Source organism: Pectobacterium sp. 1950-15, from assembly GCF_037136835.1.
Classification (GTDB): Bacteria; Pseudomonadota; Gammaproteobacteria; order Enterobacterales; family Enterobacteriaceae; genus Pectobacterium.
Genome location: NZ_JBBBQR010000001.1, coordinates 306,986 through 331,083, shown reverse-complemented (window position 1 = coordinate 331,083; position 24,098 = coordinate 306,986). Strand labels below are relative to the sequence as shown.

Sequence of the window (24,098 nt, the reverse complement as noted above, 5' to 3'; positions counted from 1 at the left end):
GAGTGATTCAGAGTGAGCTTATCCCTGTTTTAACAGAATGTACTGGGGCGTCAGTATTAGGATGCCCCAGGAAATAGCCGTGCGCCATTTGATGCGATGACGCTTTGATACCAGTAAAAACTTTTCTTTTTGATACGGCGCAGATCTTTCAGATCGAATTCGTCGCGGTTCACATAGATAAATCCGTAGCGCTTACCGTAGCCCTGATGCGTGCTGACCACATCGATCGCCGACCACGGGCAATAACCAATCAGATCAACGCCATCGCTGATGGCGAGCTGCATCTGTTCAATATGGCGGGCAATAAAATCGATGCGGTATTGATCGTCGATCGTGCCATCGGCTTCCAGTTTATCCGGTGCGCCCATGCCATTTTCCGTAATCAGGATCGGCAGATGATAGCGTTCGTAGGTTTTACGCAGCGTTAAGCGTAGACCCACGGGATCGATAACCCAACCGTAAGGCGTTTTATCGACGTGCGGATTGTCTGCCGCACGATAGACGCCGGGCTCGCCTAGCATGATTTGCTGATCGCCCGCGCGGGCGCTGACATCCGATGCATCGCCTTTGCTGGCGGCAATGGTGGCGGTGGAGTAGTAGTTAATCGCCACGTAGTCGGGCTTGCCTGATTGCAGGATCTCGTCATCGCCGGGCAATGTCTCCGGCGCCAGACCGCGATCTTCCAGATAACGCCAGGCCAGCGCGTTGTAGCGGCCGTGTACCGCGACATCCAGAAAGCTCCAGCAGCGCAGCGTTTCCCAGTTGTGCGCGGCGATGGCATCTTCCGGCTTGCTGGTGGCCTGATACATGGAGGTGGTGTTGATTGCCGGACCGATCAGGCCGTTGGGGGCGAGTTCGTGGCACAGCGCCATCACCTGCGCCTGCGCCAGCATCATGTGGTGATTCTGCTGATAAAGCGCCTTTTTAGACGGCAAAACGCCGCCTTCCGGCAGGCCAATCGCTCCGGGGTGCAGAATCATGGTGTTCTGCTCGTTAATCGTCAGCCAGTATTTCACTTTATCGCCGAAATGGGTAAAGAGCGTCCGGGCGTAGTGAACAAAAGCGTCAATTGTCGCGCGATTCTGCCAGCCGCCTTGTGCCTCAAGGCAATAAGGCAAATCGAAGTGGTAGAGCGTGACGACCGGTTCGATACCGTGCGCGTTCAGTTCATCAATCAGGCTGTTGTAGAACGCGATGCCCAGCGGATTGATGGCGCCCGTGCCGTCGGGAAGAATACGCGTCCAGGCGATAGAGAAGCGATAGGCCTTTAATCCCAGTTCCGCAAACAGCTGCACGTCTTCTTTAAAACGATGGTAGTGATTGCTGGCGACGGTGAAGTCGGCGGTGTTTTCCGGGTGTTGGCATGTATCAATGATCGATGGGCTTTTCCCCTCGGCCTGCCACCCCCCTTCGACCTGATACGCCGAGGTTGAGGCTCCCCACAGAAAGCCCGCAGGGAAGTGTTTTTGCTGTTGGTAATGCATAGTTTCTCTCACATCCGGGAAGACGGAAGAAGCATTGGGCAGGGCACCCAATGCCGCTGTGGGCGATCAGGCGTTCACTTTGATGATGGTATCCATTGGTGCGATCGGCTGTGGCACGGTACAGACGACGCTGGCGAAGTCATCGCTGTTGATAATGACTACTGGCGTAATCGGGTCATAGCCCAGACGCGTGATTTCATGCAGATCGAAGCTGATTAACCTGTCACCCACAGTAACCCGGTCGCCCGGTTTGATATGGCCGGTAAAGTGCTTGCCGTTGAGATTCACCGTATCGAGGCCGACATGAATCAGTAATTCCAGACCGCTGTCAGCGCGGATACCGACGGCATGTTTAGACTCAAGGAACGTGATGATTTCGCCACTGACGGGCGCGAGCACTTCACCGCTGTCGGGGATAATGGCCACGCCTTGTCCCAGTAATCCCTGTGAGAAGACGTCATCGTTGATGTCACTCAGTGCGACCAGCTTACCGGACAGGGGACTCATAATCGCTTGCTGTTCAGTTTGGACTTCCGCCGCCTGCGGTTTTTGGGTGGCTTCTTTTTCCGGTGTCGACTGGCTATTGGTGGTTGATGTGGTGTCGGTTTCATCCACCGGATCGTCGAACCCCATGATCCAGGTGAGGGCAAACGTGACGACAATCGCAATGGCGCAGGTGATCAGCGCATGGACGATGTTCATCGGGTTTTCACCAATGAAGGCGGGCAGTGCTGCCAACCCCGGTGAGACGAAAGCATAGCGAACCAGCCCGGCCAATCCGGCGTAGATCCCCGCACAACCTCCGCCGATCATGGCGGCAATGAGCGGTTTCTTCAGTTTCAGCGTCACCCCGTACAGAGAAGGCTCGGTGATACCCAGCAGAGCGGTGAAACCCGCCGAAGAAGCCAGCTGTTTCAGATTCTTGTTTTTGGTTTTAAACGCGACGCACAGCGTGGCGGCACCTTGCGCAATGTTGGAGGCCAGCATGCCGGGCCCGTTGATCATCTCAAAGCCGTTGCGGGTCAGCTGCGAGGTGGCGATTGGCGTCATCGCCCAGGCGGTGCCGGTGATCACCAAAAACGGTTGCAGACCGCCCATCAGCATCGGAATAAGCCAGCTCGCTTTTCCGTCGATGATAGCGGCACCGCTGGCAACCAGATCGTTGAGGAATATACCGAAAGGCCCAATCACCACCAGCGCGAGCGGCGCGGTAAACAGCAGTACGATCATCGGCTTGGTGAAAAATTTGATCATCGAGGGCGAGATCTTTTCGGCAAATTGCTCGATGTAAGACATGATCCATACGGTAAGAATGATCGGTAACACCGATCCGGCGTAGTCCGCCAGCCGCACCGGAATACCGATAAAGCTGATAGGGCCACCTGATGCCAGTAGCTGAGCCAGATTGGGGTGCAGCAATGCGCCAGCGATTGTCATCGCCAGAATCGGATTACAGGCGAACTTGATGGAAGCACCGTAGGCCAGCAGCACAGGCAGGAAGAAGAAGGCCGCATCGGAGATAGTGTCCAGCAGGCGATAGGTCGTGCTGTCGGCGGAAATTAACCCCGTCAGCTTGAGGATCGCTAACAGGGCTTTAATCATCCCTGCGCCAGTAATCGCCGGGATAACGGGCGTGAAGGTGGTGGAAATCACGCTGATGATTTGCGAGAAAATGCCGCCTTTCTTCTGCGGTTCTTTACTGTCAGCATGGCGCTGGCCGTTCATCTCGCCAATCTCGTTCAAAATCGCGCGATAGGTGATTTGGACATCGTTGCCGATCACCACCTGAAACTGACCGCCGCGATCGACGACGCTGATGACGCCGGGGAGTTTGGCAATCGCGTCTGCCTGTACAGCATCGCTGTCGTTAAACTCAAAGCGTAAGCGAGTGGCGCAGTGGGTCAGTTTGCTGACGTTCTGCTTGCCACCGCTTAACGCGAGGATGTCGACCCCAAGTTTTTGATAATTCATTTTTTGATAATCCATCGTTTTACCCTGTGTTGACGCCAATTAGGCCAAAAAAAAAGACCAAAATAAAAATGCACCTCTTAAAAAGAGGAAATGCATTTTTACTTTGGTCTTGCCTGCCGGAGCAGTAGCACGCCGCGATAAAAATAGGCTGATGCAACTTGTGGTGTTGCGCCGCAATATCAACATGCGGCGCTGGCGTTATGCAATGTACTCAAATGAATTAATTGATCTGGATCACAAACAATGTCGTCGTTTGCGATCCTTTTGCGTACGACATCGCAGTCTTATTTCGTTGCCGCGGGCGCTATTGCAGCAGCGCCTGCGCTTTTTCCACCACGTTATCGACGGTGAAACCGAACACGTCAAACAGCTGCTCAGCCGGCGCCGATTCGCCGAAGCTCGTCATGCCGACAATCGCGCCATTCAGGCCAACATACTTGAACCAGTAGTCCGCGATACCCGCTTCAATCGCCACGCGTGCCGATACCGCTTTCGGCAGCACCGCTTCACGGTAGGCTGCATCCTGCTTGTCGAACGCATCCGTTGACGGCATCGACACCACGCGCACCTTGCGGCCGGCGGCAGTCAGCTTGTCATACGCCCCGACAGCCAGCTCGACTTCAGAGCCGGTGGCAATCAGGATAAGCTCCGGCTGGCCGTCGCTGTCTTTCAGCACGTAGCCGCCTTTTGCCACGTTCGCCAGTTGCTCAGCGGTACGTGGCTGCTGCGCCAGATTCTGACGGGACAGGATGAGTGACGTCGGGCCGTCCTGACGCTCAATGGCGTATTTCCACGCCACCGCCGTTTCCACCTGGTCCGCCGGACGCCAGTTGCTCATGTTCGGCGTCACGCGCAGGCTGGCCAGCTGTTCAACCGGCTGGTGCGTCGGGCCGTCTTCGCCCAGACCGATGGAGTCGTGGGTGTAAACGTAGATGCTGCGGATTTTCATCAGCGCGGCCATACGCACCGCGTTACGCGCATATTCCACGAACATCAGGAAGGTCGCGGTGTACGGCACAAAGCCACCGTGCAGCGCAATCCCGTTGGCAATCGCCGTCATGCCGAATTCGCGCACGCCGTAGTGGATGTAATTGCCCGCGTGGTCTTTATCCAGCGAGACCGAGCCGGACCAGATGGTCAGGTTGCTCGGTGCCAGGTCGGCTGAGCCGCCCAGGAATTCCGGCAGCAGTTTGCCGTAGGCTTCCAGCGCGTTCTGTGAGGCTTTGCGGCTGGCAATTTTCGCCGGATTGGCCTGCAGGTCTTCGATAAATTTCTGGGCGTCCGCCTGCCAACTGGCCGGCAGTTCACCGCCGGTGCGGCGTGTGAATTCGGCAGCCAGTTCCGGGTACGCGCTGGCGTAGGCGGCAAACGCCTCGTTCCAGGCCGCTTCCTTACGCTGACCGGCCGGTTTGGCGTCCCAGGCAGCATAGATATCCGCCGGGATGTCAAACGGCGCGTGGGTCCAGCCCAGCTGTTTGCGGGAGGCCGCCACTTCTGCATCGCCCAGCGGTGCACCGTGGGAATCGTGCGTACCCGCCTTGTTCGGTGAGCCGAAACCAATCACGGTTTTGCACATCAGCAGCGACGGCTTGTCGGTCACCTGTTGGGCTTCGCCGATGGCGCGTTTGATGGCGTCCGCATCGTGGCCGTCCACGCCCCGCACCACGTGCCAGCCGTAGGCTTCAAAGCGGGCGGCGGTATCGTCGGTAAACCAGCCTTCAACGTGGCCGTCGATGGAGATGCCGTTGTCATCATAAAACGCGGTCAGCTTGCCGAGCTTCATGGTGCCGGCCAGCGAGCAGACTTCGTGGGAAATCCCTTCCATCATGCAGCCGTCACCGAGGAACGCGTAGGTGTGATGGTCGACAATCTCGTGACCCGGACGGTTGAACTGCGCCGCCAGCGTGCGCTCGGCAATTGCCATCCCGACCGCGTTGGCAATCCCCTGACCCAGCGGGCCGGTGGTGGTTTCGACGCCAGCGGTGTAGCCGTATTCCGGGTGGCCCGGGGTTTTGGAGTGCAGCTGGCGGAAGTTTTTCAGTTCTTCAATCGGCAGGTCGTAGCCGGAGAGATGCAGCAGGCTGTAAATCAGCATGGACGCGTGGCCGTTGGACAGCACGAAGCGGTCACGGTTGGCCCAGTTGGGGTTGGCCGGATTGTGGTTGAGGTAATCGCGCCACAGCACTTCGGCGATATCGGCCATGCCCATCGGTGCGCCCGGGTGACCGGATTTGGCTTTCTGCACCCCATCCATGCTCAGCGCGCGGATAGCATTGGCAAGTTCTTTACGAGAGGACATGCTTGACTCCAAAAGTTACAGCTTGGCCGCCAGCAGCGTTTCCAGCTTTTGTTGATCGGCAGCGAACAGGCGAATGCCTTCCGCCAGTTTATCGACAGCCATCGGATCCTGATGGTGCTCCCAGCGGAATTCAGCTTCAGACAGCGGAGAGGGATGATGGAACCCTTCGGTTGACGGTGTCAGCTGGCGTTCAACGGGCGCATCGCTGTTTTTTAACTGCTCCAGCAGTGCAGGGGAGATCGTCAGGCGATCGCATCCGGCCAGCGCCAGAATCTGCTCCACTTTGCGGAAGCTTGCACCCATGATGACGGTTTGGTAGCGGTGGCGTTTGTAGTAGTCATAGATATTACGCACGGAGATCACGCCGGGATCGTTGTCTGCCTGATAGTCGCTGATGGGCTGCCTTTCCTGATACCAGTCATAAATCCGGCCCACAAACGGGGAGATCAGAAAGACGCCTGCTTCGGCACAGGCGCGCGCCTGCGCAAATGAGAACAACAGCGTCAGGTTACAGTTGATCCCTTCTTTTTCCAGCTCTTCGGCGGCGCGAATCCCTTCCCAGGTGGCGGCGAGTTTAATCAGAATACGCGAGCGTGGAATGTCTTTTTCCTGATACATCCCAATCAGTTTACGGGCTTTGGCGACGCACATCCCGCGGTCGAACGAGAGGCGGGCATCCACTTCGGTAGAGATGCGCCCCGGAATGCTTTTCAGCACTTCCGCCCCGATGTTTACCGCTAGTCGGTCGCTGGCGTTGATAAGCTGAGTCTCTTTGCTACCGCCTTGCTGGTGCGCGTAGGCAATCGCGTCATCAAACAGCGGCTGATACTGCGGCAGCGTCGCGGCCTTCAGAATCAGTGAAGGGTTCGTGGTGGCATCTTGCGGTGAAAATTGACGAATGGAGTCAATATCGCCGCTATCGGCGACCACCACGGTAAATTGTTTAAGGGCGTCGAGTTGGTTCATGAGTGAGCTCCTTGGCATATCAAAAAAGACAATGAGCGGAATCGTGTCCGCCGCGCCATGCCACACTGCACCATTGGTGGGCAGAATGACATGCGCTTTTTCTGATTGCTGTCATTGGAAAAGCAGTTGCGAAGAGGGATTGGCGCGGCGTGGTTGTGCAAACGCCGTCGCCAGCGGTGCTTAACGGGCGCTTTCCTGATGCTCGTAATAGCCGATTTTTTCAACCTTCGATGCAGAGCCGCCGCCTTCAAATTCGGCATCCAGCCAGGCACCCACAATCTCTTTTGCCAGCTCGGGGCCAATGACCCGCGCGCCAAGCGCGATAATCTGCGCGTTGTTGCTTTTTCTGGCCCGCTGAGCGGAATAGGTGTCATGGCACTGTGCTGCACGTACGCCAGTCACCTTATTTGCCACAATGCTCATACCGATGCCGGTGCCGCACAGCAGGATCCCACGTTCGTACGTTCCCGCTTTAATCGACACCGCGACCGCATGTGCGACGTCGGGGTAGATGGTGTTGTCCTGATTTTTGTCGCTGCTAAAGTCGACCCAGGGAATAGCGAGCGAGTCCAGATAGCGGGTGAGAATATCGCGTAAACTCCAGGCGGCATCATCTGCGCCAATAGCGATTGGTTTCATGGCGATGGTCCTTATTTCGTTAAAAATAAAAGTTTGTTAAAGGTAAATGCGTGTTAAAGATAAAGGTTGATAAAAATAGTCGCGTCTTACTGTCTGGCGCGTTATGACTCTTCGAAAATCGTTATATTTCCCTGTGCTGATAAGGCCATGGGTACTGGCCCTATCAGGTGAAGGGTTCCGGGTAACTCCGCCTTTTCTGCGCCATCAAATAACAGCGTGATGTGTCCGAGTTCTTTCAGGTTTTGGCTGGCGATATCACCTATTGCGCTGATTGCATAGGTGACGCCGAATAACTCCATTTTTTGCTGAACGGAAAGTGGCTGAATTAACGCACCATCACGATGGGTGAGGCAATAATCCTTAATATCTTTAGGGGCGCTATCGCTGAAAAGAATAAGACGTTTCTCTGCCAGAAATAATGCCGCATTGTCTCCCACCGAACTGATTATTGCCTGCCAGATAATCCGTCTCATTTTTTCTGACCTTATTTGGGTTTATCCGCGTGTGTATTCAGTGATGGCGTCTGTTCGGCCGGTGAGGCGTTATTTTCGTCGCCCGACGGAATGACGCCTTTTTTCTTCAATCGATTATCAAACCAGGCAACGAGCACGGGGGCGGTGAGCATGGTAATAATGCTGGCCGTTGCTAATTGCGCCGTGGCGGAATCAACAAAAACCTGAAGGCTGGGGTCAGCCTGCGCCACCATGGCCGGCGTGAGGGCCGAGCTGGCAGCGGTGGTACCCAGCGCGGCACCCAGCGCCGTTTTTCGTTTCAGGAATAAGTTGTACAGGAAGTAGAAAACCAGTCCGGTTATGGCAGAAATGATACCCAGAACAATGCCGGATAAACCCGCCGTAAAGACGGTGTGCATACTGGAATTCGCGCCGATAGCGAACGACATGATAATAATGACCAGCGGCTGTGACGCGGCACAAAGCTGTTTGAATTTCTCGTCAAGATTGCCCCACAGCATGCCGATGAGTAACGGGATGAGCATAGAAAGCAGGGCCGCAAACGGGATATTGGCTAAACCGCTGACGCCGAGAACCACCATCGTGACGAAGGGGCCGTCTTTAATACAGAACACGGAAATTGCGCCCGCATCGCTGGCATCACCGTAGTTGCTGCATAGTGCAATATACAACGAACTGTTTGAGCTGGTGATACAGGCAATAAACGCCAGCGTTGAAATTCCGAAGAAACCGGCGGGGCCAAAAAAAGTCCCCATCAGCCATACCGCCAGCGCACCCGCACAGAATTTCAGCATTAATAACACCGTACCTTTATATAAAGGTAATCCGGCCTGACGAATATTAATGGAAGAGCCGCAGATGAGAAGGAATATTCCCATCATGGCGCTGGAGCCTGCTTTAAATAATGCCGTTGTGGGGCCGCCTATTTGCAACAGCGACGGCGTAAAGGTATTCATCAGTATCGCCGCCAGCAGGGGGATAATGATCAGTCCACCAGGGACTTTATTCATCTTTTCAAGAATGTTTATATTTCTCATGGTGTTTCTCTCTTGTAGGGTAGAGCAACATCCGGGCCTGTTAATCAGACCTATGCAATACGTCGGATTTGTTTTTTATATCGACTTTCTTTTTATATCGTTGTTACTTTTTTATTTATTGCAGTGTTTCCCGGTGAATATGATGAATAATGGTGTGGATAATATCCTCTGGTCCGGTTAATCCGCCTTTTCCGACACAAATTAGCCCTTCATACTCACCGCCAATAATCTTGACCAGATCGGTTTGAGGAATAACGTAATCCACCATTTCAATACCGTTAGCACCGAGCTGTTTGAGCACGTTGACCATGGTGTCTCCACCCGTCATGTACAGCCCTTTAATTTCTGAAGCGGCGGCATCGAGCACCGTTTTGACGATATTTCCCAACCCCTGATTGATATTTTCCGCTGCCTGACCGTGCGCCAGTCCAAAACGCTGTTCTTCCACGCTGAGATCGAGAAGGCGACCCGTTAATGCGGATTCAAAAACGAAGATGGCATTGGCGTGGGTTTTCACACAGTCCAGTGCCTGCCTGACCACTCTTGCCACTTCAATATCCGCCGAATGCTCTTTATCAATCAGTAACTCGGCATCAATGGGAATGTGACAAACGCGTGGGTCGGTTTCAATGAGTGCCGTAAGCTGCTTCTTGGTGACCGGCGTTGCGCTGCCTGCGACGACGATAATAGAACCCTGCTGCTGTTCCTGCGGGATGAGTGCCTGCTCTTTACGTTCCTCATCGCGGATCATTTCACGGGTAAAGGCCAGACGCTCGGTAAAGGGACCAGGGTCGACGGCCAGTACATTCCAGTTCAGCTTGGTGACCGCGCGAGCGATATTTTCCACATCGGCCAGTGAAATGGCATCCACGACTATGACGCGCGCGCCTTCCCGCTGCTGCTGAACCAGCGCATCGCTGATGGCGTGATAGCCTTTTAGCACGCAAGACAGGGGAATATGTTTCACCTGATGATGCGTTTGCTCGCTAAGCAACCCGGGAACAAAGGTTTCCGTCACTGGCGTACGAACGTCTTTCGCGACATCGGTGCAGGAGAGGGCGACGGAGTCAATCACCGAGTAGCCGCCGACCACAATACGGCGCGACTGTGGCATGGCAGGCACCACTACCGCGACGGTTTCCTGCGGTAAGACTTCCAGCATGGCATCAATTTCGTAGCCAATACCGCCGCGCAGCGTGGTATCAACCCGCTTGGTGAAATACACCGCGCCGCGTTCCAGCAGAGCCTGAGTCGCATTCCTTACCCGGTTTTTCGCTTCAGCTTTAGGCAGGGGGCGGCTATCGCTGCTGATCACCATGGCCTGCCAGTCTGACTCACAATCGCTGAACGAGGCGGTGTTAAAAAAGGCGGCGGTTTTCATACCGCTGCGTGCTAGCAGAACGCCGATCGTGGTCGCGCCCGTGAGGTCGTCAGCCACAATGCCCAGTTTGTCTCCTTGCTTCCCTTCCGTCCGCAGCCGAATACCCGCAGGCGTAACATCGGAAACGTAGATCTCTTCCCGAATGTATTCCGCCAGCGGGCCGGTTTTCGCGGTCGGGTGAAGGTTGATCGTCGGGATCCCCCGTTTCGGATACAGACCGCAGCGCAGCGTGCCGCCGCAGTCGATGACCACTAAACCGATCTCTTGTTCTGTGGGTTCTCCGTGTTTGAAGACATCCACAGCTTCCCAGCCCGTAAGCTCCGCCAACCGGTCTACCACGGTGGGACGAATTCCTCCGGTGATGTAAGCAATTTTTTTCCCTGGTGTGACATTGACGAGCAGCGGTCCGCCCCAGCCTTTACCGCCCCTGATAATTTCCAAATATCGCGTCATGGTGTGTTCTCCCCCGGTGATCTGAAACCAGCATTAGTGCTTCATCTTCCAGTAACGTGCGGCGACCAGCGTTGATTCCAGCATGCTGACCGTGCCTGCTTTTCCCGTTCCCGCAATATCGAAAGCGGTGCCGTGGTCGACAGAGCTGCGCATAAATGGCAGGCCAAAAGTGATGGTGATGGAGCGCTCGAAGTCGAGTGTCTTGCAAGCGATATGCCCCTGATCGTGATAGAGCGACAAAATGGCGTCGTAATGGCCCTGTTTGCCGAGATGGAAAACAGAATCTGCCGGAATCGGGCCTATCGCGTTGATGCCCATTTCCTGAGCGGCTTTGACGGCAGGAATCAGGTTATCTTTCTCTTCATGACCGAACAGGCCGTTATCCGAGGCGTGCGGATTGAGTGCGGCGACGGCGATGCGTGGATTTTGAATATTCAGCGCGGAGAATTCATGGTGAATTTGCTGCACGCAGGCGAGAACACGTTCTTTATTCGCATAGTCGCAGGCTGCTTTCAGTGCGATATGGCGACTGACGAAGAATACCCGCAGTTTTTGCACATGGAACATCGTCAGGCCGTAATCCGAACCGGTTTCAACCTGATAGATTTCGGTATGCCCTGGCAGTTTGCAGCCAGCGAGTTTGATTGCTTCTTTATGGATCGGCGCGGTGGACACCACATCAATGTCGCCTGCCATGCCCAACTCAATGGATTTCATGACGTAATCAAGGGACATCTTCCCGGCCAACTGTTGAACCTTACCCCATTCGATGCTATCGCAATCGTAGTTGCCGGTTTCCAGAATATCTAACGTACCCCAGGTGAATTTGGCTTCGGCGGGAGAGGTAATGACGTTGATCGAAAAATCACAGTTTTTGATGGCCATCGCGCGACGGACAATCGGTACTGAACCAATCAGGAAAGGACGACACTCTTCATACACCTCTTTATCCATCATGGTGGCGACGGAAATTTCAGGGCCAATCCCCGCCGGATCGCCGATAGTCAGAGCAACAACAGGTTTTTTTGCGGTCGACATAATTTCCCCTTTTTTATCGTAAACCGATATGGTTTTTGTTCATATGTTCATTTATTGAACTTTTGTTTTATGGGATTTTACGGTTTAATTGATAAATAGCTTTGAATCCGATCACATTAAATGCAATTGATCGCTTTTTTATCCGTTTTAGTGATCGGGCATTTGTTTATGGTTTGAATATAAGTTTGTCAGGTGTGCTTTTGTTACGATGGAGCGAAAGCCCCTGTGTGAGCGATGGAGATGACATGAAAAAAGTGATGATAGGGACGAGCTGGAAAATGAATAAGACCCGGCAGGATGCGATGGACTACTGCGCGGTGTTATCCAGACAGCTTAACGATGCGGCGGGTGCAGGCATTCAGCCTTTTGTCATCCCCCCTTTTACGCTGATCAGGGAGGTGACCGAGCACCTGTCTGCGCACAAGGTGAATTGCCTGACAGGGGCGCAAAACATGCACTATGCTGACAACGGCGCGTGGACGGGTGAGGTTTCTCCGTTGATGGTCAGTGATTGCGGCGCGTCGCTTGTCGAGCTGGGGCATTCCGAGCGGCGGCAGCACTTTGCGGAAAACGATGCGGATATTCAGAAAAAAGTGCAGGCTGCGCTGCGTTATCAACTGCGTCCGCTGGTTTGCGTGGGCGACAGTGCGCAAGAGAAAGCGTGGGGCGTGTCTAAAGAAACCGTCATTCGACAAATGAAAATTGCGCTTGCGGGTTTACACGCGCAGCAGGCGGAACAGGTCATCATTGCGTATGAACCTATCTGGGCCATCGGTGAAGGGGGAACGCCAGCCTCCGCACAGGAAGCGCAAGATATCCACTCTGCCTTGCGTCAGGCGCTGGTTGCCCTTTATGGCGAAGACATTGCCTCTCGTATTACGCTTCTGTACGGCGGCAGCGTGAATCCGCATAATACGGTCGAACTTATTCAATGCGCCGATATTGACGGGTTATTTATTGGTAGGTCTGCATGGGATGCGGAGAATTTCTGCCAGCTGGTGCGCAGTGTTTCAGCATTGTTGAATGAACAGGGTGAGTGATTGACCCTAAGCGAAACCAAAATGGGTTTAGCCATGAGTGAATTTGATTCAGACAGTGAATTACTAACGGAAATAGCCGTCGCGTATTATGAAAATCAACAAACGCAGGAAGAGATTGCCAGCCGCTTTGGTATCTCGCGTATCAAAGTCGGACGTTTGTTGAAGCGTGCGCGGGCGGAAGGGATCGTTGAAATCAATGTCCGCTATCATCCGGTATTTAGCTCTCAGCTTGAACAACAGTTTATTAAGAGCTTTGGCATCAAACGTGCGCTGATTGCGATCGATCACCATGATGAGGATGAACAGCGCCAGCAGGTGGCATCGCTGGTGTCTACTTACTTATCCAGTATTTTGAAAAACGGCATGTCCGTGGCGGTTGGGCAGGGGCGCAACGTGGCTGCTGTCGCCAGTCATGTGGGCGTGTTTCCTGAACGGCACTGCAAGTTTATCTGTGGCATTGGTGGCACGCAGCGCGATGGAGAACTGATCGATGCCGATCATATCAGCCGTCATCTGGCGCGGAAATTTAATGCCACGAGCGAAACGCTGTACGCGCCCGCTTATGTTGAAAATTCGGCGCTGAAATCTTCCTTTATGCAAAACCGTTTGATCAATGACACGCTTGAACGTGCAAGCAAGGCGGATATTGCGCTGGTGGGATTAGGCGACATGAACGAAAACAGTTTCATGGTTCAGCTCGGCTGGTTTACCTCGCAGGAGATTATTACGGCACGCCAGGACGAGGGCGTGGTCGGTGATATCGCTGGGTATGCTTTTCTGGATATTCAGGGGCGGCCTGTGGATACGGTGATGAACGATAGAGTCATCGGGCTGAGTCTCGATCAGTTACGCAAGATCCCTTATGTGATAGCTATTGCCTCTGAAAACACCAAAGCAACGGCGATTCTGGCTGCGCTGCGTTCTGGCATTGTGGATGTGATCGCCACCAGCGCCAGCAATGCCCGTACGGTGTTGAGTTTGATCTCCGCCAAACACTAGTTTCACCCTATCTTCTCTTATCGCCATCTGTTTTATTGACTCTCTGTTCTATCGCGTGGTGCGTCTGCACCGCGCGGTTTCCTCCTGTAGCGTATTCGGTTACTGAACGAAAAGCCGTCAAATAAAATAACTATATTAACCAGCATTCCCCCTCAGTTTTTGCCATCCTCGGTAGTTTCGCCATTGGCAAACACTATACTGGGTACTCTTTACCCTACAGACACAACAAAACCGAAAAGGTACATAAGATGGATGAACAGCTAAAGCAAAGCGCCCTTGATTTCCACCAGTATCCGATCCCCGGAAAAATTCAGGTTTCCCCGACGAAGCCGCTGGCGACGCAGCGCGATCTGGCGTTGGCGTATTCTCCCGGTGTCGCCGCACCCTGCCTGGAAATTGCGGAAGATCCGCTGGCAGCCTACAAATATACTGCGCGCGGCAATCTGGTCGCCGTGATCTCTAACGGAACCGCCGTTCTCGGCCTCGGCAATATCGGCGCACTGGCCGGTAAGCCGGTAATGGAAGGTAAAGGCGTTCTGTTCAAAAAATTCTCCGGCATTGATGTTTTCGATATCGAAGTCGATGAACTGGACCCAGACAAACTGATCGACGTGATCGCTGCGCTGGAGCCGACGTTCGGCGGTATCAATCTGGAAGACATCAAGGCACCGGAGTGCTTCTACATCGAGAAGAAGCTGCGTGAGCGCATGAAGATTCCCGTCTTCCATGACGACCAGCACGGCACGGCGATCATCTGTACTGCCGCGGTTCTGAACGGCCTGCGCGTAGTAGAAAAAAATATTTCTGACGTGCGTCTGGTGGTATCCGGTGCGGGCGCGGCGTCTATCGCCTGTCTGAACCTGCTGGTGGCGCTGGGCCTTCAGAAGCACAACATTGTCGTATGTGATTCGCGCGGCGTGATTTATCACGGCCGTGATGAAAACATGGAAGAAACTAAAGCGGCGTATGCAGTAGAAGATAACGGCGCGCGCAAACTGGCAGACGTGATCCCTCATGCGGATATCTTCCTCGGCTGCTCCGGCCCTGGCGTACTGACGCAGGATATGGTGAAAACCATGGCGCCGCGTCCGCTGATCATGGCGCTGGCTAACCCGGAACCGGAAATTCTGCCGCCGCTGGCGAAAGAAGTGCGCCCGGATGCGATTATCTGTACCGGTCGTTCGGACTATCCGAATCAGGTGAATAACGTCCTGTGCTTCCCGTTCATCTTCCGCGGTGCGCTGGATGTGGGCGCGACCACGATTAACGAAGAGATGAAGCTGGCTTGCGTGCACGCGATTGCCGATCTGGCGCTGGCGGAGCAGAGTGAAGTGGTGGCCTCTGCCTATGGCGATCAGGATCTGTCATTCGGGCCGGATTATCTGATTCCGAAACCGTTCGACCCGCGTTTGATCATCAAGATCGCACCGGCAGTGGCGAAGGCGGCGATGGATTCCGGCGTGGCGACGCGCCCCATCGAGGATTTCGATGCCTACATCGAAAAACTGACCCAGTTTGTCTACAAAACCAACCTGTTCATGAAACCGATCTTCGCACAGGCGCGTCAGCAGCCGAAGCGTGTGGTATTCGCGGAAGGTGAAGATGCGCGCGTGCTGCACGCTACGCAGGAACTGGTCACGCTGGGTCTGGCGTTCCCGATTCTGATCGGCCGCCCGAGCGTGATTGAAATGCGTCTGCAAAAACTGGGGCTGCAACTGACCATCGGTAAAGATTTCGAAGTGGTCAACAACGAATCGGATCCGCGCTTCAAAGAATACTGGAGCGAGTATTTCCAACTGATGAAACGTCGCGGTGTGTCGCAGGAAAAAGCACAACGCGCGGTGATCGGCAACCCAACGCTGATTGGTGCCATCATGGTTCACCGTGGCGAAGCGGATGCGCTGATTTGCGGCACGATTGGCACCTATGAAGAGCATTTCGACGTGGTCGAAAAAGTGTTCGGCTACCGCGAGGGTGTACATGCGGCGGGCGCGATGAACGCGCTGATGCTGCCGAGCGGCAATACCTTTATCGCTGATACCTACGTCAACGCAGATCCAACGCCGGAACAGCTGGCGGAGATCACCCTGATGGCGGCAGAAAGCGTGCGTCGTTTCGGTATCGAACCGAAAGTCGCGCTGCTGTCCCACTCCAGCTTCGGCACCTCGGATTCTCCGACGGCGCAGAAGATGCGGGCAACGCTGGCGCTGGTCAACAAACTGGCACCGGAACTGGAGATTGATGGCGAGATGCACGGCGACGCCGCGCTGGTGGAAGCGATTCGCCGTGAGCAGATGCCGGACAGCCCGCTGAAAGGCTCGGCTAACATCCTGATCATGCCGAATATGGAGTCTGCACGTATCAGCTATAACCTGCTGCGCGTGTCGTCTTCAGAAGGCGTGACGGTGGGGCCGGTACTGATGGGGATCTCGAAGCCAGTACACATCCTGACGCCAATTGCTTCGGTACGTCGGATCGTGAACATGGTGGCGCTGGCAGTGGTGGAAGCGCAAACTCAACCGCTGTAAATTATTTCCAGTAATACAGACAAACCCAGCCATAAGTCGGCTGGGTTTTTTATTTATCGCAGTTTGTCGACCACATAGTCGCTTAACAACATAGAACCGATAAAGCAAAACGCGAAGGCGGGGAACACGATATTCTCTGGGAGTAAATAGGTGACCATGAGAAGAGAGATAACCCAGAGAATAAATGTCAGTATCATGGAGAGAATATCGAATAAAACAGATTTCGCCGCTTTCAGCATTACATCATCCTTAAATTACGTTTCCCTTTAATCGCTTACAACATAACACGTCGTTTTAGCAGGTCATGGTTTTTTCCATACCGTGGCATAAGTTAAATCAATGGAATAATTTTGGTTTTATGCCATGATCCCGCCTCGTCTGTAGGGGCCTTCCCCAGACTCGATAAAAAAACCAACGAGCGACTATCGGCTATGGCAACACGCGCAGTGAACGAAAATACAGTAGCAAAAAGCGGTACAGAAAAACGTCTTCCTTCGCTGTTTGGCGGGGCGATGATTATTGCAGGGACGATTATCGGCGCCGGGATGTTTTCCCTGCCGGTGGTGATGTCGGGCGCCTGGTTTTTTTGGTCATTTGCCGTGCTGGTGTTTACCTGGTTTTGCATGTATCACTCGGGCTTGATGATACTGGAAGCCAACCTCAATTATCCGACTGGCTCCAGCTTTGATACGCTGACTAAAGATCTGCTGGGTCAGCGCTGGAATGTCGTTAACGGTATATCGATCGCCTTTGTCCTCTATATTCTGACTTACGCCTACATTTCGGCGAGTGGTTCAATCATCCATCATACGCTGGCTGAGATGTCGCTCGATTTCTCCGCCCGCATTGGCGGCCTCCTGTTTGCGCTGTTTGTCGCGTTGACCGTGTGGTGGAGTACCGCGGCAGTAAGCCGCATGACGGCTTTTTTCCTGGCGGCGAAGGTTCTGACCTTTTTCATGACGTTCGGCAGTCTGCTGTGGAATGTTAAGCCCGTTGTTTTACTCAATGTGGCGGAAGAAGTACCGAGCTATCTTCCGTATGTGTTGATGACGCTGCCATTCTGCCTGGCGTCTTTCGGCTTTCATGGCAACGTTCCCAGTCTGGTGAAGCATTACGGCCGTGAACCGCAGATCATCAAGCGCTGTTTGTTTATTGGCAGCGTACTGGCGCTGGCGATGTATACCATCTGGCTGATTGGTACGATGGGGAATATCGCTCGTCCTGACTTCATCGGGATTGCCGAGCGGGGCGGGAATATTGATGTGCTGGTGCAGGCGTTGGGTGGGGTGTTGAATAGTCCTTATCTGGATGTGTTGCTCACCGTCTTTTCCAACTTTGCCGTTGCCTGTTCGTTTCTCGGCGTAACGCTGGGGCTGTTCGATTATCTGGCGGATTTGCTGAAGTTTGACGATAGCCGGATGGGAAGAGCGAAAACGGCACTGGTGACTTTTCTTCCGCCTGTTATCGGCGGCCTGCTGTATCCGAACGGCTTTATTTATGCGATTGGTTTCGCCGGGCTGGCGGCGACGGTGTGGGCGGTGATTACGCCAGCGCTGTTGGCTCGCGCGTCGCGCGTCCGCTTCGGTAGCCCGCTGTTCCGCGTGCGCGGCGGCAATGCGATGATTGCGCTGGTGCTGTTATTTGGTATCGGCACCGCGCTGATACATATTCTTTCCAGCCTCGATTTACTGCCAGTCTATCGCTAAGTATGCATTGCCATCCTGCCTTGCCTGCTAAAGCAGAAGCGGTGGGATGGCGAATGCTTCAGACCGTTACGGTTTTTTCGCCTGCTGTAACCACTTATCCAGTTCATTAGCAAACTGCTGACGATCCCGTTGACTCAATGCGCTGGGGCCACCGGTTTGTATTCCGCTGGCGCGCATGGTGTCCATAAAGTCCCGCATGTTCAGCCGTTCCCGAATGGTATCTGGCGTATAGCGCTCGCCGCGCGGGTTTAACGCGGCACCGCCTTTTTCTATCACTTCTGCTGCCAGCGGAATATCGGCAGTGATCACCAAATCGCCCGCCTCGGTGCGGCGTACAATTTCATTGTCGGCGACATCAAAACCCGATGAGACGCGCAGCGTGCGGATAAAACGCGACGGCGGCACTTTTATAGTCTGGTTGGCAACCAGCGTGACCTGTGTTTGCGTGCGATCCGCCGCGCGAAATAGCACTTCTTTAATGACGTTCGGGCAGGCGTCGGCATCGACCCAAATCTGCATGACTTATGCTTCCTTGTTGTGCGTATGATTTTCTGCCAGCCAGTCTCTGGCCGGTAAAAAATCTTGATACAGCAGAGCCTCCGGGCTACCCGGTTCTGGCTGATGCTGATATTCCCAGCGTACCAGTGGTGGCATGGACATCAAAATTGACTCGGTGCGTCCGCCGCTTTGCAGGCCAAACAACGTACCGCGATCCCAAATCAGGTTAAATTCCACATAGCGACCACGACGATAGAGCTGGAACTCGCGCTCGCGCTCTCCCCACGGCAGCTCTTTACGCCGTTCGACGATGGGCAGGTAGCCATCGAGGAAGCCGTTACCGACAGCACGAATGAAGGCAAAGCTGGTAGCAAAATCTGGCTCGTTGAGATCGTCGAAAAAGAGCCCGCCGATACCGCGTGCTTCGTTACGGTGCTTCAGGAAGAAGTAATCGTCGCACCACTTTTTATAGCGCGGGTATACCTCGTCACCGAACGGCTGACACAGGTCGTGAGCGGTTTGGTGCCAATGCACCGCGTCCTCTTTGAAACCATAATAGGGCGTGAGATCGAACCCGCCGCCAAACCACCAGACGGGTTCTTCTCCTGGTTTCTCGGCAATGAACAGGCGCACATTAGCATGGCTGGTGGGGATGTAAGGGCTCAGCGGGTGAATGACCAGCGACACGCCCATCGCCTGAAAGCTGCGGCCCGCCAGATCGGGACGATGGGTGCTGGCTGAAGGCGGCAATGACTGACCAGTAACGTGGGAAAAGTTTACGCCGGCTCGTTCAAAGACGCGCCCGCCGGACAGCACGCGACTGCACCCGCCGCCGCCTTCGGCACGCTGCCATTCATCCTCGGCGAAATCAGCTCCGCCATCGACCGCTGCAAGCTGCTGACAGATATCCTTCTGTAAGTTAAGCAAAAAATGTTTTACCGCGTTGACGTCAGACATAGTAGGCATCTCGTTTCTCTGGCGAGGGTGGCACAATAATCAGGCGGGCAGTATACCATCAATAAAATCGATCCCCGGTCACCCGTTGTGTGATTCCTGATAGCGTCGCGCAATTTTGGATTGCGTCTGATAAAAATCACGCGATAATCACGATTTACCTTATTGCAAAATGGCGACTGTGATGGAAATCCGCATATTCAGGCAGGATGACTTTGAAGCCGTGATCACCCTCTGGGAGCGCTGTGATTTGCTGCGCCCGTGGAACGATCCTGAAATGGACATCGAACGTAAGCTTAATCACGATCCCGATCTGTTTCTGGTCGCAGAGGTGAACGGCGAAATCGTAGGATCGGTGATGGGCGGTTACGACGGTCACCGTGGTTCGGCATACTATCTGGGCGTACACCCTGATTTTCGCGGACGCGGCATTGCGAATGCGTTGATTAGCCGCCTGGAGAAAAAACTCATTGCCCGCGGCTGCCCGAAGATCCACCTGATGGTGCGTGAGGACAACGATGCCGTGATCGGCATGTATGAAAAACTCGACTATGAGATCGTCGATAGCGTTACGCTGGGGAAACGCCTGATTGAAGATCGGGAATATTGATTGTTATTTCACCAGCTCTAAGCCGTAACCTCTGCACCGCTTCCCTCTTCAGACTCCTCTTTCAGTAAAATGTGCGCCTCATGAGCGCACTTTTTCCTTTTTAACTCAAAGAATTACTTAGATTTGTAATGATTTTGCATGCAATTTGTTAGACTTTATGGGTAACAGTTTTCATTTGTAAAACGATTCTCATTTGTATTATTATTTATTAATGTTGCACGCTGGATCTTGACATGTTTTTTCATGTTCTGATCTTGCTTACATTTTATCGCCTGGAAGATTGTGATTGCACGACTGACACCAGGAAGTTGAAGTTCAAGAGATGGAGTTGGATAGTGAGTCGTGACAATCTTCAGGGGGCATTACTGGGTGCGAATCGCACTAGTCGCAGCGCATTGCTGGCTCCTCTTACTCATTCCTCTCCAACAACAGCATTGACCCCCGATGTGCCTAACTGGCGTTCTCTGGCCTTTTTTGTGTTGTCCTGTGTGGCGCATGCGTTACTGGCGGTTTTCTTTCTATTGCACTATTCCCCAAAAGAAAACATTGAAGATATGGCAGGAAACGCGGGCGGAAGCATGCAGGTGACCATGATGGCTGCTGCGATGTCACAGGCTGCCGACACATCACCACCCGTAGCCGATCCTCCCGTTGCTCAACCGGCTCCCGTCGTGATGCCGATTTTAATGCCGTTACCAGAACACCCCAATCCCGTAATTAAACAGCCTGTTATTGAGCGCAAACCCGTTGCGGAAAAAAAGCCGCTCGTGCGTGAGAAAAAACAGCCTGAAAAGAAACTGGAAGAGAAGCCGAAAGAACCGCAGCAGGCCAGAACGCAGCAGACACAACAGACCGAGAAGAAGAGTGAGTCTCCCGTAGCGACAGCGCAAACCGGTGATGCTCCTTCTCCCATGCCATCTTCGGTTGGTATGCCGGGGAGCGCAACAACCGCCAAAGTGGGCGAGAGCGATAGTGGTCAGGCGGCTCGTGGGGCTGGGAAAAGCAATAGTCAAAATTTTAAAGCGCTGCATCGCCGCGTGAATTATCCCGCTCGGGCAAAAGCGCTGGGCGTGGAAGGAAAAGTGCGCGTCAAATTCGATATTACCGGTAGCGGTACGGTCACTAACGTACAGATTCTGTCTGAAACGCCAGACGGCGTATTTGGCGATGACGTGATGAAAGACATGGCGCGTTGGCGCTATCGAACAGAAGCACCCGTTGAGAATCAGGTGGTTTCCATCGTGTTCAAACTCAATGGTCATATTCAGGTTGATGATTAGCAATGCATGTTACATGCGGTAATTACAAAAATAATTTTATTTTTCAAATAATAAGGTTCACTGGGGATTTTGAATAAATGAATAAGAACGTCTATTTAATGATGCTATTGTCATTATTATCAGGGCCTGCACTCGCACAGCAAAACGACAACTCTGTTGATGAAAGTCAGCAGAAGAACAATGCAGAAACCGAAGAAGAGCAGCAGGGTGATTCCTCTTCGGGAAATAGTGAAGATACCATTTTAGTTCGCTCAACCCCGACCAGCCAGTCAATGGGGACGCAGATCATTAATGCCGAGCAGATTAAAAAGATGCCGACCGGAAACGGTTCGATACCGGAGTTATTAAAGAATAACCCCGCGGTGCAGTTCTCGAACACGGCGAATAGCAGCAATACGCCGGGGGAACTCGCACCAGAAAACGTCTCGTTCCACGGCGAGAAGTTTTACAATAATAACTTTATGATCGATGGGTTATCGAATAATAGCAATATCAACCCTGGAGCCAATAAGGGACAGCTAGATACTGATCCTGATGGTTACAATGCGACAGATCTACCTGCGGGTGGGACACAATCGTTCTGGATTAACTCGGAGCTGATTGAGTCGCTGGAAGTATTTGACAGCAATATCTCCGCTAAGTACGGTGATTTCACTGGTGGAGTGGTGGATGCCAAGCTGATGGACCCTAAGCTGGATAACGTATTTGGCAAGATTTCTTATCGTACCTCGAGCGATAGTTGGACCCGTTATCACATTGATTCCAACATTAGCGAAGACTTCTATTCTGCGACTAACCTGTACTACCAGCCGAAATTTAAGAAGCAATTCTACTCGGCCACCTTTAATCAGCCATTAAGTGATAAAGCGGGATTTATTTTTGCCTATAACCGGCAGCAGTCAGATATTCCCTATTATCATCAGTATTTACAACAATGGGACGATCAAGAACGCATTAGTGAAACCTACCTGCTAAAAGGCGTTTATCTAGCGGATAATGGCGATATTATTCGCATGATGGGCATGTATTCCCCACACGAATCAAAATATTATAAGCGAGATGTTAAAAACGGTTCATTTACTAATACTGGTGGCGGCTATCGCTTCAATATGGAGTGGGAGCATAATGCTAACTGGGGGAAAATGATTAGCTTGGCTGGCTATCAGTCTGAGCAGAACAGGATTGAACATGAATCTAATGAGTTTATTACTTGGATCAACAATGCGCCTTCGTTAGGTTTTGTCTCCCAGTCATTGGATTGGCAATCGTCAATTCGCACCTCACAGATTGGTGGTTATGGGACATTTGCCACGGAAAAAAATACCACCACGTTAAAGCAGGATTACGAACTTAACCCCGCCTTCTTATTGGGGATGACCCATCAGGTCGATTTCGGCTGGCAGGCTGACTTTGCGAGTGCACAGTATCACCGTTCTCAAGATGCTTATGTGAGCAATGCCTCGGCGAATGCTACCTACGTCAATCCCAACGTTGTGTGTTTGCCCGGAGATCAACTGTGTATTCCCGGTGAGCAGTTTGCAGGTTCTCGTATTCTCTACCCAGCCCGTTCAGTGCAAGTCAGTTATAACAGCTATGCTGCTTATCTGCAAAATAGTATGAGCTATGGTCGGCTGGAAGTGACCCCAGGCGTGCGTGTTAGCTACGATGATTTCTTGGAAAATCTGAACTTCGCCCCCCGTTTTTCTGCCTCTTACGATGTCTTCGGCGATCGTTCTACGCGCGTGTTCGGTGGAGCCAACCGCTATTATGGCTCGGGTATGCTGTCATATAAGCTACGTGAGGGTATTGGTACGAATATCGCGCAAAGGCGCACCTCGTCCACTGCACCGTGGGTTTCTAATCCTTCAAGAATTACGGGTAATAATTACACCGTTTCTGATTTAAACACGCCTTACAGTGACGAAATAACACTGGGGTTATCACAGCGTGTTATGAATACGGTATGGACGGCGAAGTGGGTTAATCGTCAGGGGAAAGATCAGTTTGGCGCTGAATCAATGACCGTTGCTGGGCAACGCTACCGTGTGATGAATAATGAGGGGCGTACAGAAGGAAATACACTGTCTCTGGAAGTGCAGCCTATCAGTCCGTACCGTTTCAGTTTCGCAGAAGTGAATTGGAAGCTGGGTGCTGGTATTGCGAAAAATAAAGTTAATTCGATCGCTTACTACGATGATACGAATACCGATGAGAGTCGGGTTATTGTTGATGGTAAGTTGATGTATAAGGGCGACATGGATGCGATGGATTTCAATACGCCCTGGACCGCTTTCTTGAATGTGGATACTTACTTCCCAGCGATTCGCCTCAATTGGGGACAGCGCGTAGGTTATACCTCCGGTTACAAAGGATATACTCCTCTGGCATTGAATACGGTGTGTCCTGGTGGTAGCCCTGCCTGTAACGCTGAACCTGACTTTACCGGAGAGGCGAAAGAATATATATCTACCCGATATGACGATTTTATCTCCTATGACTGGCGTTTTTCTTACTCTCAGCCGGTATACAAAACGCAGACGCTGGATATCACGTTGGATGTGCTGAACGTTCTGGATAAAGTAGTTGAAACGCAGCAGAAGACGAATATTAATACCACGACCGTCACCTACAAACCCGGCCGTCAGTTCTGGCTTGGTGTCGCTTACACCTGGTAAATCCTATGCCCTGCCATTCGTCACTTGCTGACGTTTGGCGGGGCATTTTGCATTGATGCACTCAAAG

Annotated in this window: 19 protein-coding genes; 7 read left to right on the top strand and 12 right to left on the bottom strand. The window is 52.9% G+C overall.

Translation table 11 applies throughout. The features are described 5' to 3' along the window. Positions 1 to 56 precede the first annotated feature (56 nt). From WCT94_RS01430 to pdxA, 9 genes are all read right to left on the bottom strand, one after another. Entirely contained in the window at positions 57 to 1,484 is a 1,428-nt protein-coding gene (locus WCT94_RS01430) for a glycoside hydrolase family 1 protein (protein WP_336867482.1), read from the bottom strand. Positions 1,485 to 1,550: 66 nt separating this feature from the next. Then, positions 1,551 to 3,455 carry a beta-glucoside-specific PTS transporter subunit IIABC gene (locus tag WCT94_RS01425; protein ID WP_336867658.1) on the bottom strand — a complete coding sequence of 635 codons (1,905 nt, stop codon included), beginning with the start codon at positions 3,453 to 3,455 and terminating at the stop codon, positions 1,551 to 1,553. 304 nt (positions 3,456 to 3,759) lie between these two features. Next, entirely contained in the window at positions 3,760 to 5,754 is a 1,995-nt protein-coding gene (tkt, locus tag WCT94_RS01420; protein WP_336867481.1) for a transketolase, read from the bottom strand. Positions 5,755 to 5,769: 15 nt separating this feature from the next. Beyond that, entirely contained in the window at positions 5,770 to 6,720 is a 951-nt protein-coding gene (gene tal / locus WCT94_RS01415; RefSeq protein ID WP_336867479.1) for a transaldolase, read from the bottom strand. Positions 6,721 to 6,900: 180 nt separating this feature from the next. Then, positions 6,901 to 7,359 (bottom strand): RpiB/LacA/LacB family sugar-phosphate isomerase, encoded by a 459-nt coding sequence (locus WCT94_RS01410; protein WP_336867477.1) that lies wholly within the window; start codon positions 7,357 to 7,359, stop codon positions 6,901 to 6,903. A gap of 101 nt (positions 7,360 to 7,460) precedes the next feature. Continuing rightward, complete coding sequence (locus WCT94_RS01405) at positions 7,461 to 7,832, bottom strand: PTS glucitol/sorbitol transporter subunit IIA (RefSeq protein ID WP_336867476.1); 372 nt, start codon at positions 7,830 to 7,832, stop codon at positions 7,461 to 7,463. Between the two features lie 11 nt (positions 7,833 to 7,843). Then, a complete protein-coding gene (locus WCT94_RS01400) occupies positions 7,844 to 8,869 on the bottom strand; it encodes a 2-keto-3-deoxygluconate permease (RefSeq protein WP_336867475.1) in 1,026 nt (341 codons plus the stop codon). Between the two features lie 115 nt (positions 8,870 to 8,984). Then, complete coding sequence (locus WCT94_RS01395; RefSeq protein ID WP_336867474.1) at positions 8,985 to 10,703, bottom strand: four-carbon acid sugar kinase family protein; 1,719 nt, start codon at positions 10,701 to 10,703, stop codon at positions 8,985 to 8,987. A gap of 33 nt (positions 10,704 to 10,736) precedes the next feature. Beyond that, the gene (gene pdxA, locus WCT94_RS01390; protein WP_336867472.1) at positions 10,737 to 11,741 is read right to left on the bottom strand and encodes a 4-hydroxythreonine-4-phosphate dehydrogenase PdxA; all 1,005 of its coding nucleotides are present in this window, start codon (positions 11,739 to 11,741) and stop codon (positions 10,737 to 10,739) included. Positions 11,742 to 11,986: 245 nt separating this feature from the next. Between pdxA and WCT94_RS01385 the strand changes: the two genes are divergently transcribed. From WCT94_RS01385 to maeB, 3 genes are all read left to right on the top strand, one after another. Beyond that, positions 11,987 to 12,781: a triose-phosphate isomerase gene (locus WCT94_RS01385; protein ID WP_336867471.1), complete on the top strand. Its 795-nt coding sequence runs from the start codon at positions 11,987 to 11,989 to the stop codon at positions 12,779 to 12,781. A 33-nt stretch (positions 12,782 to 12,814) separates the two neighbouring features. After that, positions 12,815 to 13,780, top strand: coding sequence for a sugar-binding transcriptional regulator (locus WCT94_RS01380; protein ID WP_039283715.1), 966 nt, complete (start codon positions 12,815 to 12,817; stop codon positions 13,778 to 13,780). A gap of 248 nt (positions 13,781 to 14,028) precedes the next feature. Beyond that, positions 14,029 to 16,308: an NADP-dependent oxaloacetate-decarboxylating malate dehydrogenase gene (gene maeB, locus WCT94_RS01375; RefSeq protein ID WP_336867469.1), complete on the top strand. Its 2,280-nt coding sequence runs from the start codon at positions 14,029 to 14,031 to the stop codon at positions 16,306 to 16,308. 53 nt (positions 16,309 to 16,361) lie between these two features. On the opposite strand, the gene WCT94_RS01370 is transcribed toward maeB, so the two are convergent. Next, positions 16,362 to 16,547 carry a hypothetical protein gene (locus WCT94_RS01370; protein ID WP_336867468.1) on the bottom strand — a complete coding sequence of 62 codons (186 nt, stop codon included), beginning with the start codon at positions 16,545 to 16,547 and terminating at the stop codon, positions 16,362 to 16,364. Positions 16,548 to 16,739: 192 nt separating this feature from the next. Between WCT94_RS01370 and mtr the strand changes: the two genes are divergently transcribed. Further along, positions 16,740 to 18,014 (top strand): tryptophan permease, encoded by a 1,275-nt coding sequence (gene mtr, locus WCT94_RS01365; protein WP_336867467.1) that lies wholly within the window; start codon positions 16,740 to 16,742, stop codon positions 18,012 to 18,014. A gap of 66 nt (positions 18,015 to 18,080) precedes the next feature. Here mtr and WCT94_RS01360 read toward each other — a convergent pair whose 3' ends face one another. Both WCT94_RS01360 and hemF read right to left on the bottom strand, forming a co-directional pair. Next, positions 18,081 to 18,533 carry a YaiI/YqxD family protein gene (locus WCT94_RS01360; RefSeq protein WP_180743372.1) on the bottom strand — a complete coding sequence of 151 codons (453 nt, stop codon included), beginning with the start codon at positions 18,531 to 18,533 and terminating at the stop codon, positions 18,081 to 18,083. 3 nt (positions 18,534 to 18,536) lie between these two features. Continuing rightward, positions 18,537 to 19,469 carry an oxygen-dependent coproporphyrinogen oxidase gene (gene hemF, locus WCT94_RS01355; protein ID WP_336867465.1) on the bottom strand — a complete coding sequence of 311 codons (933 nt, stop codon included), beginning with the start codon at positions 19,467 to 19,469 and terminating at the stop codon, positions 18,537 to 18,539. Positions 19,470 to 19,650: 181 nt separating this feature from the next. Between hemF and WCT94_RS01350 the strand changes: the two genes are divergently transcribed. The 3 genes from WCT94_RS01350 (at position 19,651) to WCT94_RS01340 (ending at position 24,031) form a co-directional block, all read left to right on the top strand. Beyond that, positions 19,651 to 20,076: a GNAT family acetyltransferase gene (locus WCT94_RS01350; protein WP_010301346.1), complete on the top strand. Its 426-nt coding sequence runs from the start codon at positions 19,651 to 19,653 to the stop codon at positions 20,074 to 20,076. 335 nt (positions 20,077 to 20,411) lie between these two features. Beyond that, on the top strand, positions 20,412 to 21,356 hold the full coding sequence (locus tag WCT94_RS01345) for a TonB family protein (protein WP_336867464.1): 945 nt from the start codon (positions 20,412 to 20,414) through the stop codon (positions 21,354 to 21,356). 77 nt (positions 21,357 to 21,433) lie between these two features. Next, positions 21,434 to 24,031, top strand: a complete 2,598-nt coding sequence (locus tag WCT94_RS01340; protein ID WP_336867463.1) for a TonB-dependent receptor plug domain-containing protein — start codon at positions 21,434 to 21,436, stop codon at positions 24,029 to 24,031. Positions 24,032 to 24,098 lie beyond the last annotated feature (67 nt).

What these genes read in the sequence shown, in the direction of transcription:
- WCT94_RS01400 (WP_336867475.1), bottom strand. Translation starts at nt 8,869, where the DNA reads ATGAGAAATATAAACATTCTTGAAAAGATGAATAAAGTCCCTGGTGGA.
- tal (WP_336867479.1), bottom strand. Translation starts at nt 6,720, where the DNA reads ATGAACCAACTCGACGCCCTTAAACAATTTACCGTGGTGGTCGCCGAT.
- WCT94_RS01385 (WP_336867471.1), top strand. Translation starts at nt 11,987, where the DNA reads ATGAAAAAAGTGATGATAGGGACGAGCTGGAAAATGAATAAGACCCGG.
- pdxA (WP_336867472.1), bottom strand. Translation starts at nt 11,741, where the DNA reads ATGTCGACCGCAAAAAAACCTGTTGTTGCTCTGACTATCGGCGATCCG.
- WCT94_RS01350 (WP_010301346.1), top strand. Translation starts at nt 19,651, where the DNA reads ATGGAAATCCGCATATTCAGGCAGGATGACTTTGAAGCCGTGATCACC.
- WCT94_RS01370 (WP_336867468.1), bottom strand. Translation starts at nt 16,547, where the DNA reads ATGCTGAAAGCGGCGAAATCTGTTTTATTCGATATTCTCTCCATGATA.
- tkt (WP_336867481.1), bottom strand. Translation starts at nt 5,754, where the DNA reads ATGTCCTCTCGTAAAGAACTTGCCAATGCTATCCGCGCGCTGAGCATG.
- WCT94_RS01425 (WP_336867658.1), bottom strand. Translation starts at nt 3,455, where the DNA reads ATGAATTATCAAAAACTTGGGGTCGACATCCTCGCGTTAAGCGGTGGC.
- mtr (WP_336867467.1), top strand. Translation starts at nt 16,740, where the DNA reads ATGGCAACACGCGCAGTGAACGAAAATACAGTAGCAAAAAGCGGTACA.
- WCT94_RS01380 (WP_039283715.1), top strand. Translation starts at nt 12,815, where the DNA reads ATGAGTGAATTTGATTCAGACAGTGAATTACTAACGGAAATAGCCGTC.
- maeB (WP_336867469.1), top strand. Translation starts at nt 14,029, where the DNA reads ATGGATGAACAGCTAAAGCAAAGCGCCCTTGATTTCCACCAGTATCCG.
- WCT94_RS01395 (WP_336867474.1), bottom strand. Translation starts at nt 10,703, where the DNA reads ATGACGCGATATTTGGAAATTATCAGGGGCGGTAAAGGCTGGGGCGGA.
- hemF (WP_336867465.1), bottom strand. Translation starts at nt 19,469, where the DNA reads ATGTCTGACGTCAACGCGGTAAAACATTTTTTGCTTAACTTACAGAAG.
- WCT94_RS01430 (WP_336867482.1), bottom strand. Translation starts at nt 1,484, where the DNA reads ATGCATTACCAACAGCAAAAACACTTCCCTGCGGGCTTTCTGTGGGGA.
- WCT94_RS01340 (WP_336867463.1), top strand. Translation starts at nt 21,434, where the DNA reads ATGAATAAGAACGTCTATTTAATGATGCTATTGTCATTATTATCAGGG.
- WCT94_RS01405 (WP_336867476.1), bottom strand. Translation starts at nt 7,832, where the DNA reads ATGAGACGGATTATCTGGCAGGCAATAATCAGTTCGGTGGGAGACAAT.
- WCT94_RS01410 (WP_336867477.1), bottom strand. Translation starts at nt 7,359, where the DNA reads ATGAAACCAATCGCTATTGGCGCAGATGATGCCGCCTGGAGTTTACGC.
- WCT94_RS01360 (WP_180743372.1), bottom strand. Translation starts at nt 18,533, where the DNA reads ATGCAGATTTGGGTCGATGCCGACGCCTGCCCGAACGTCATTAAAGAA.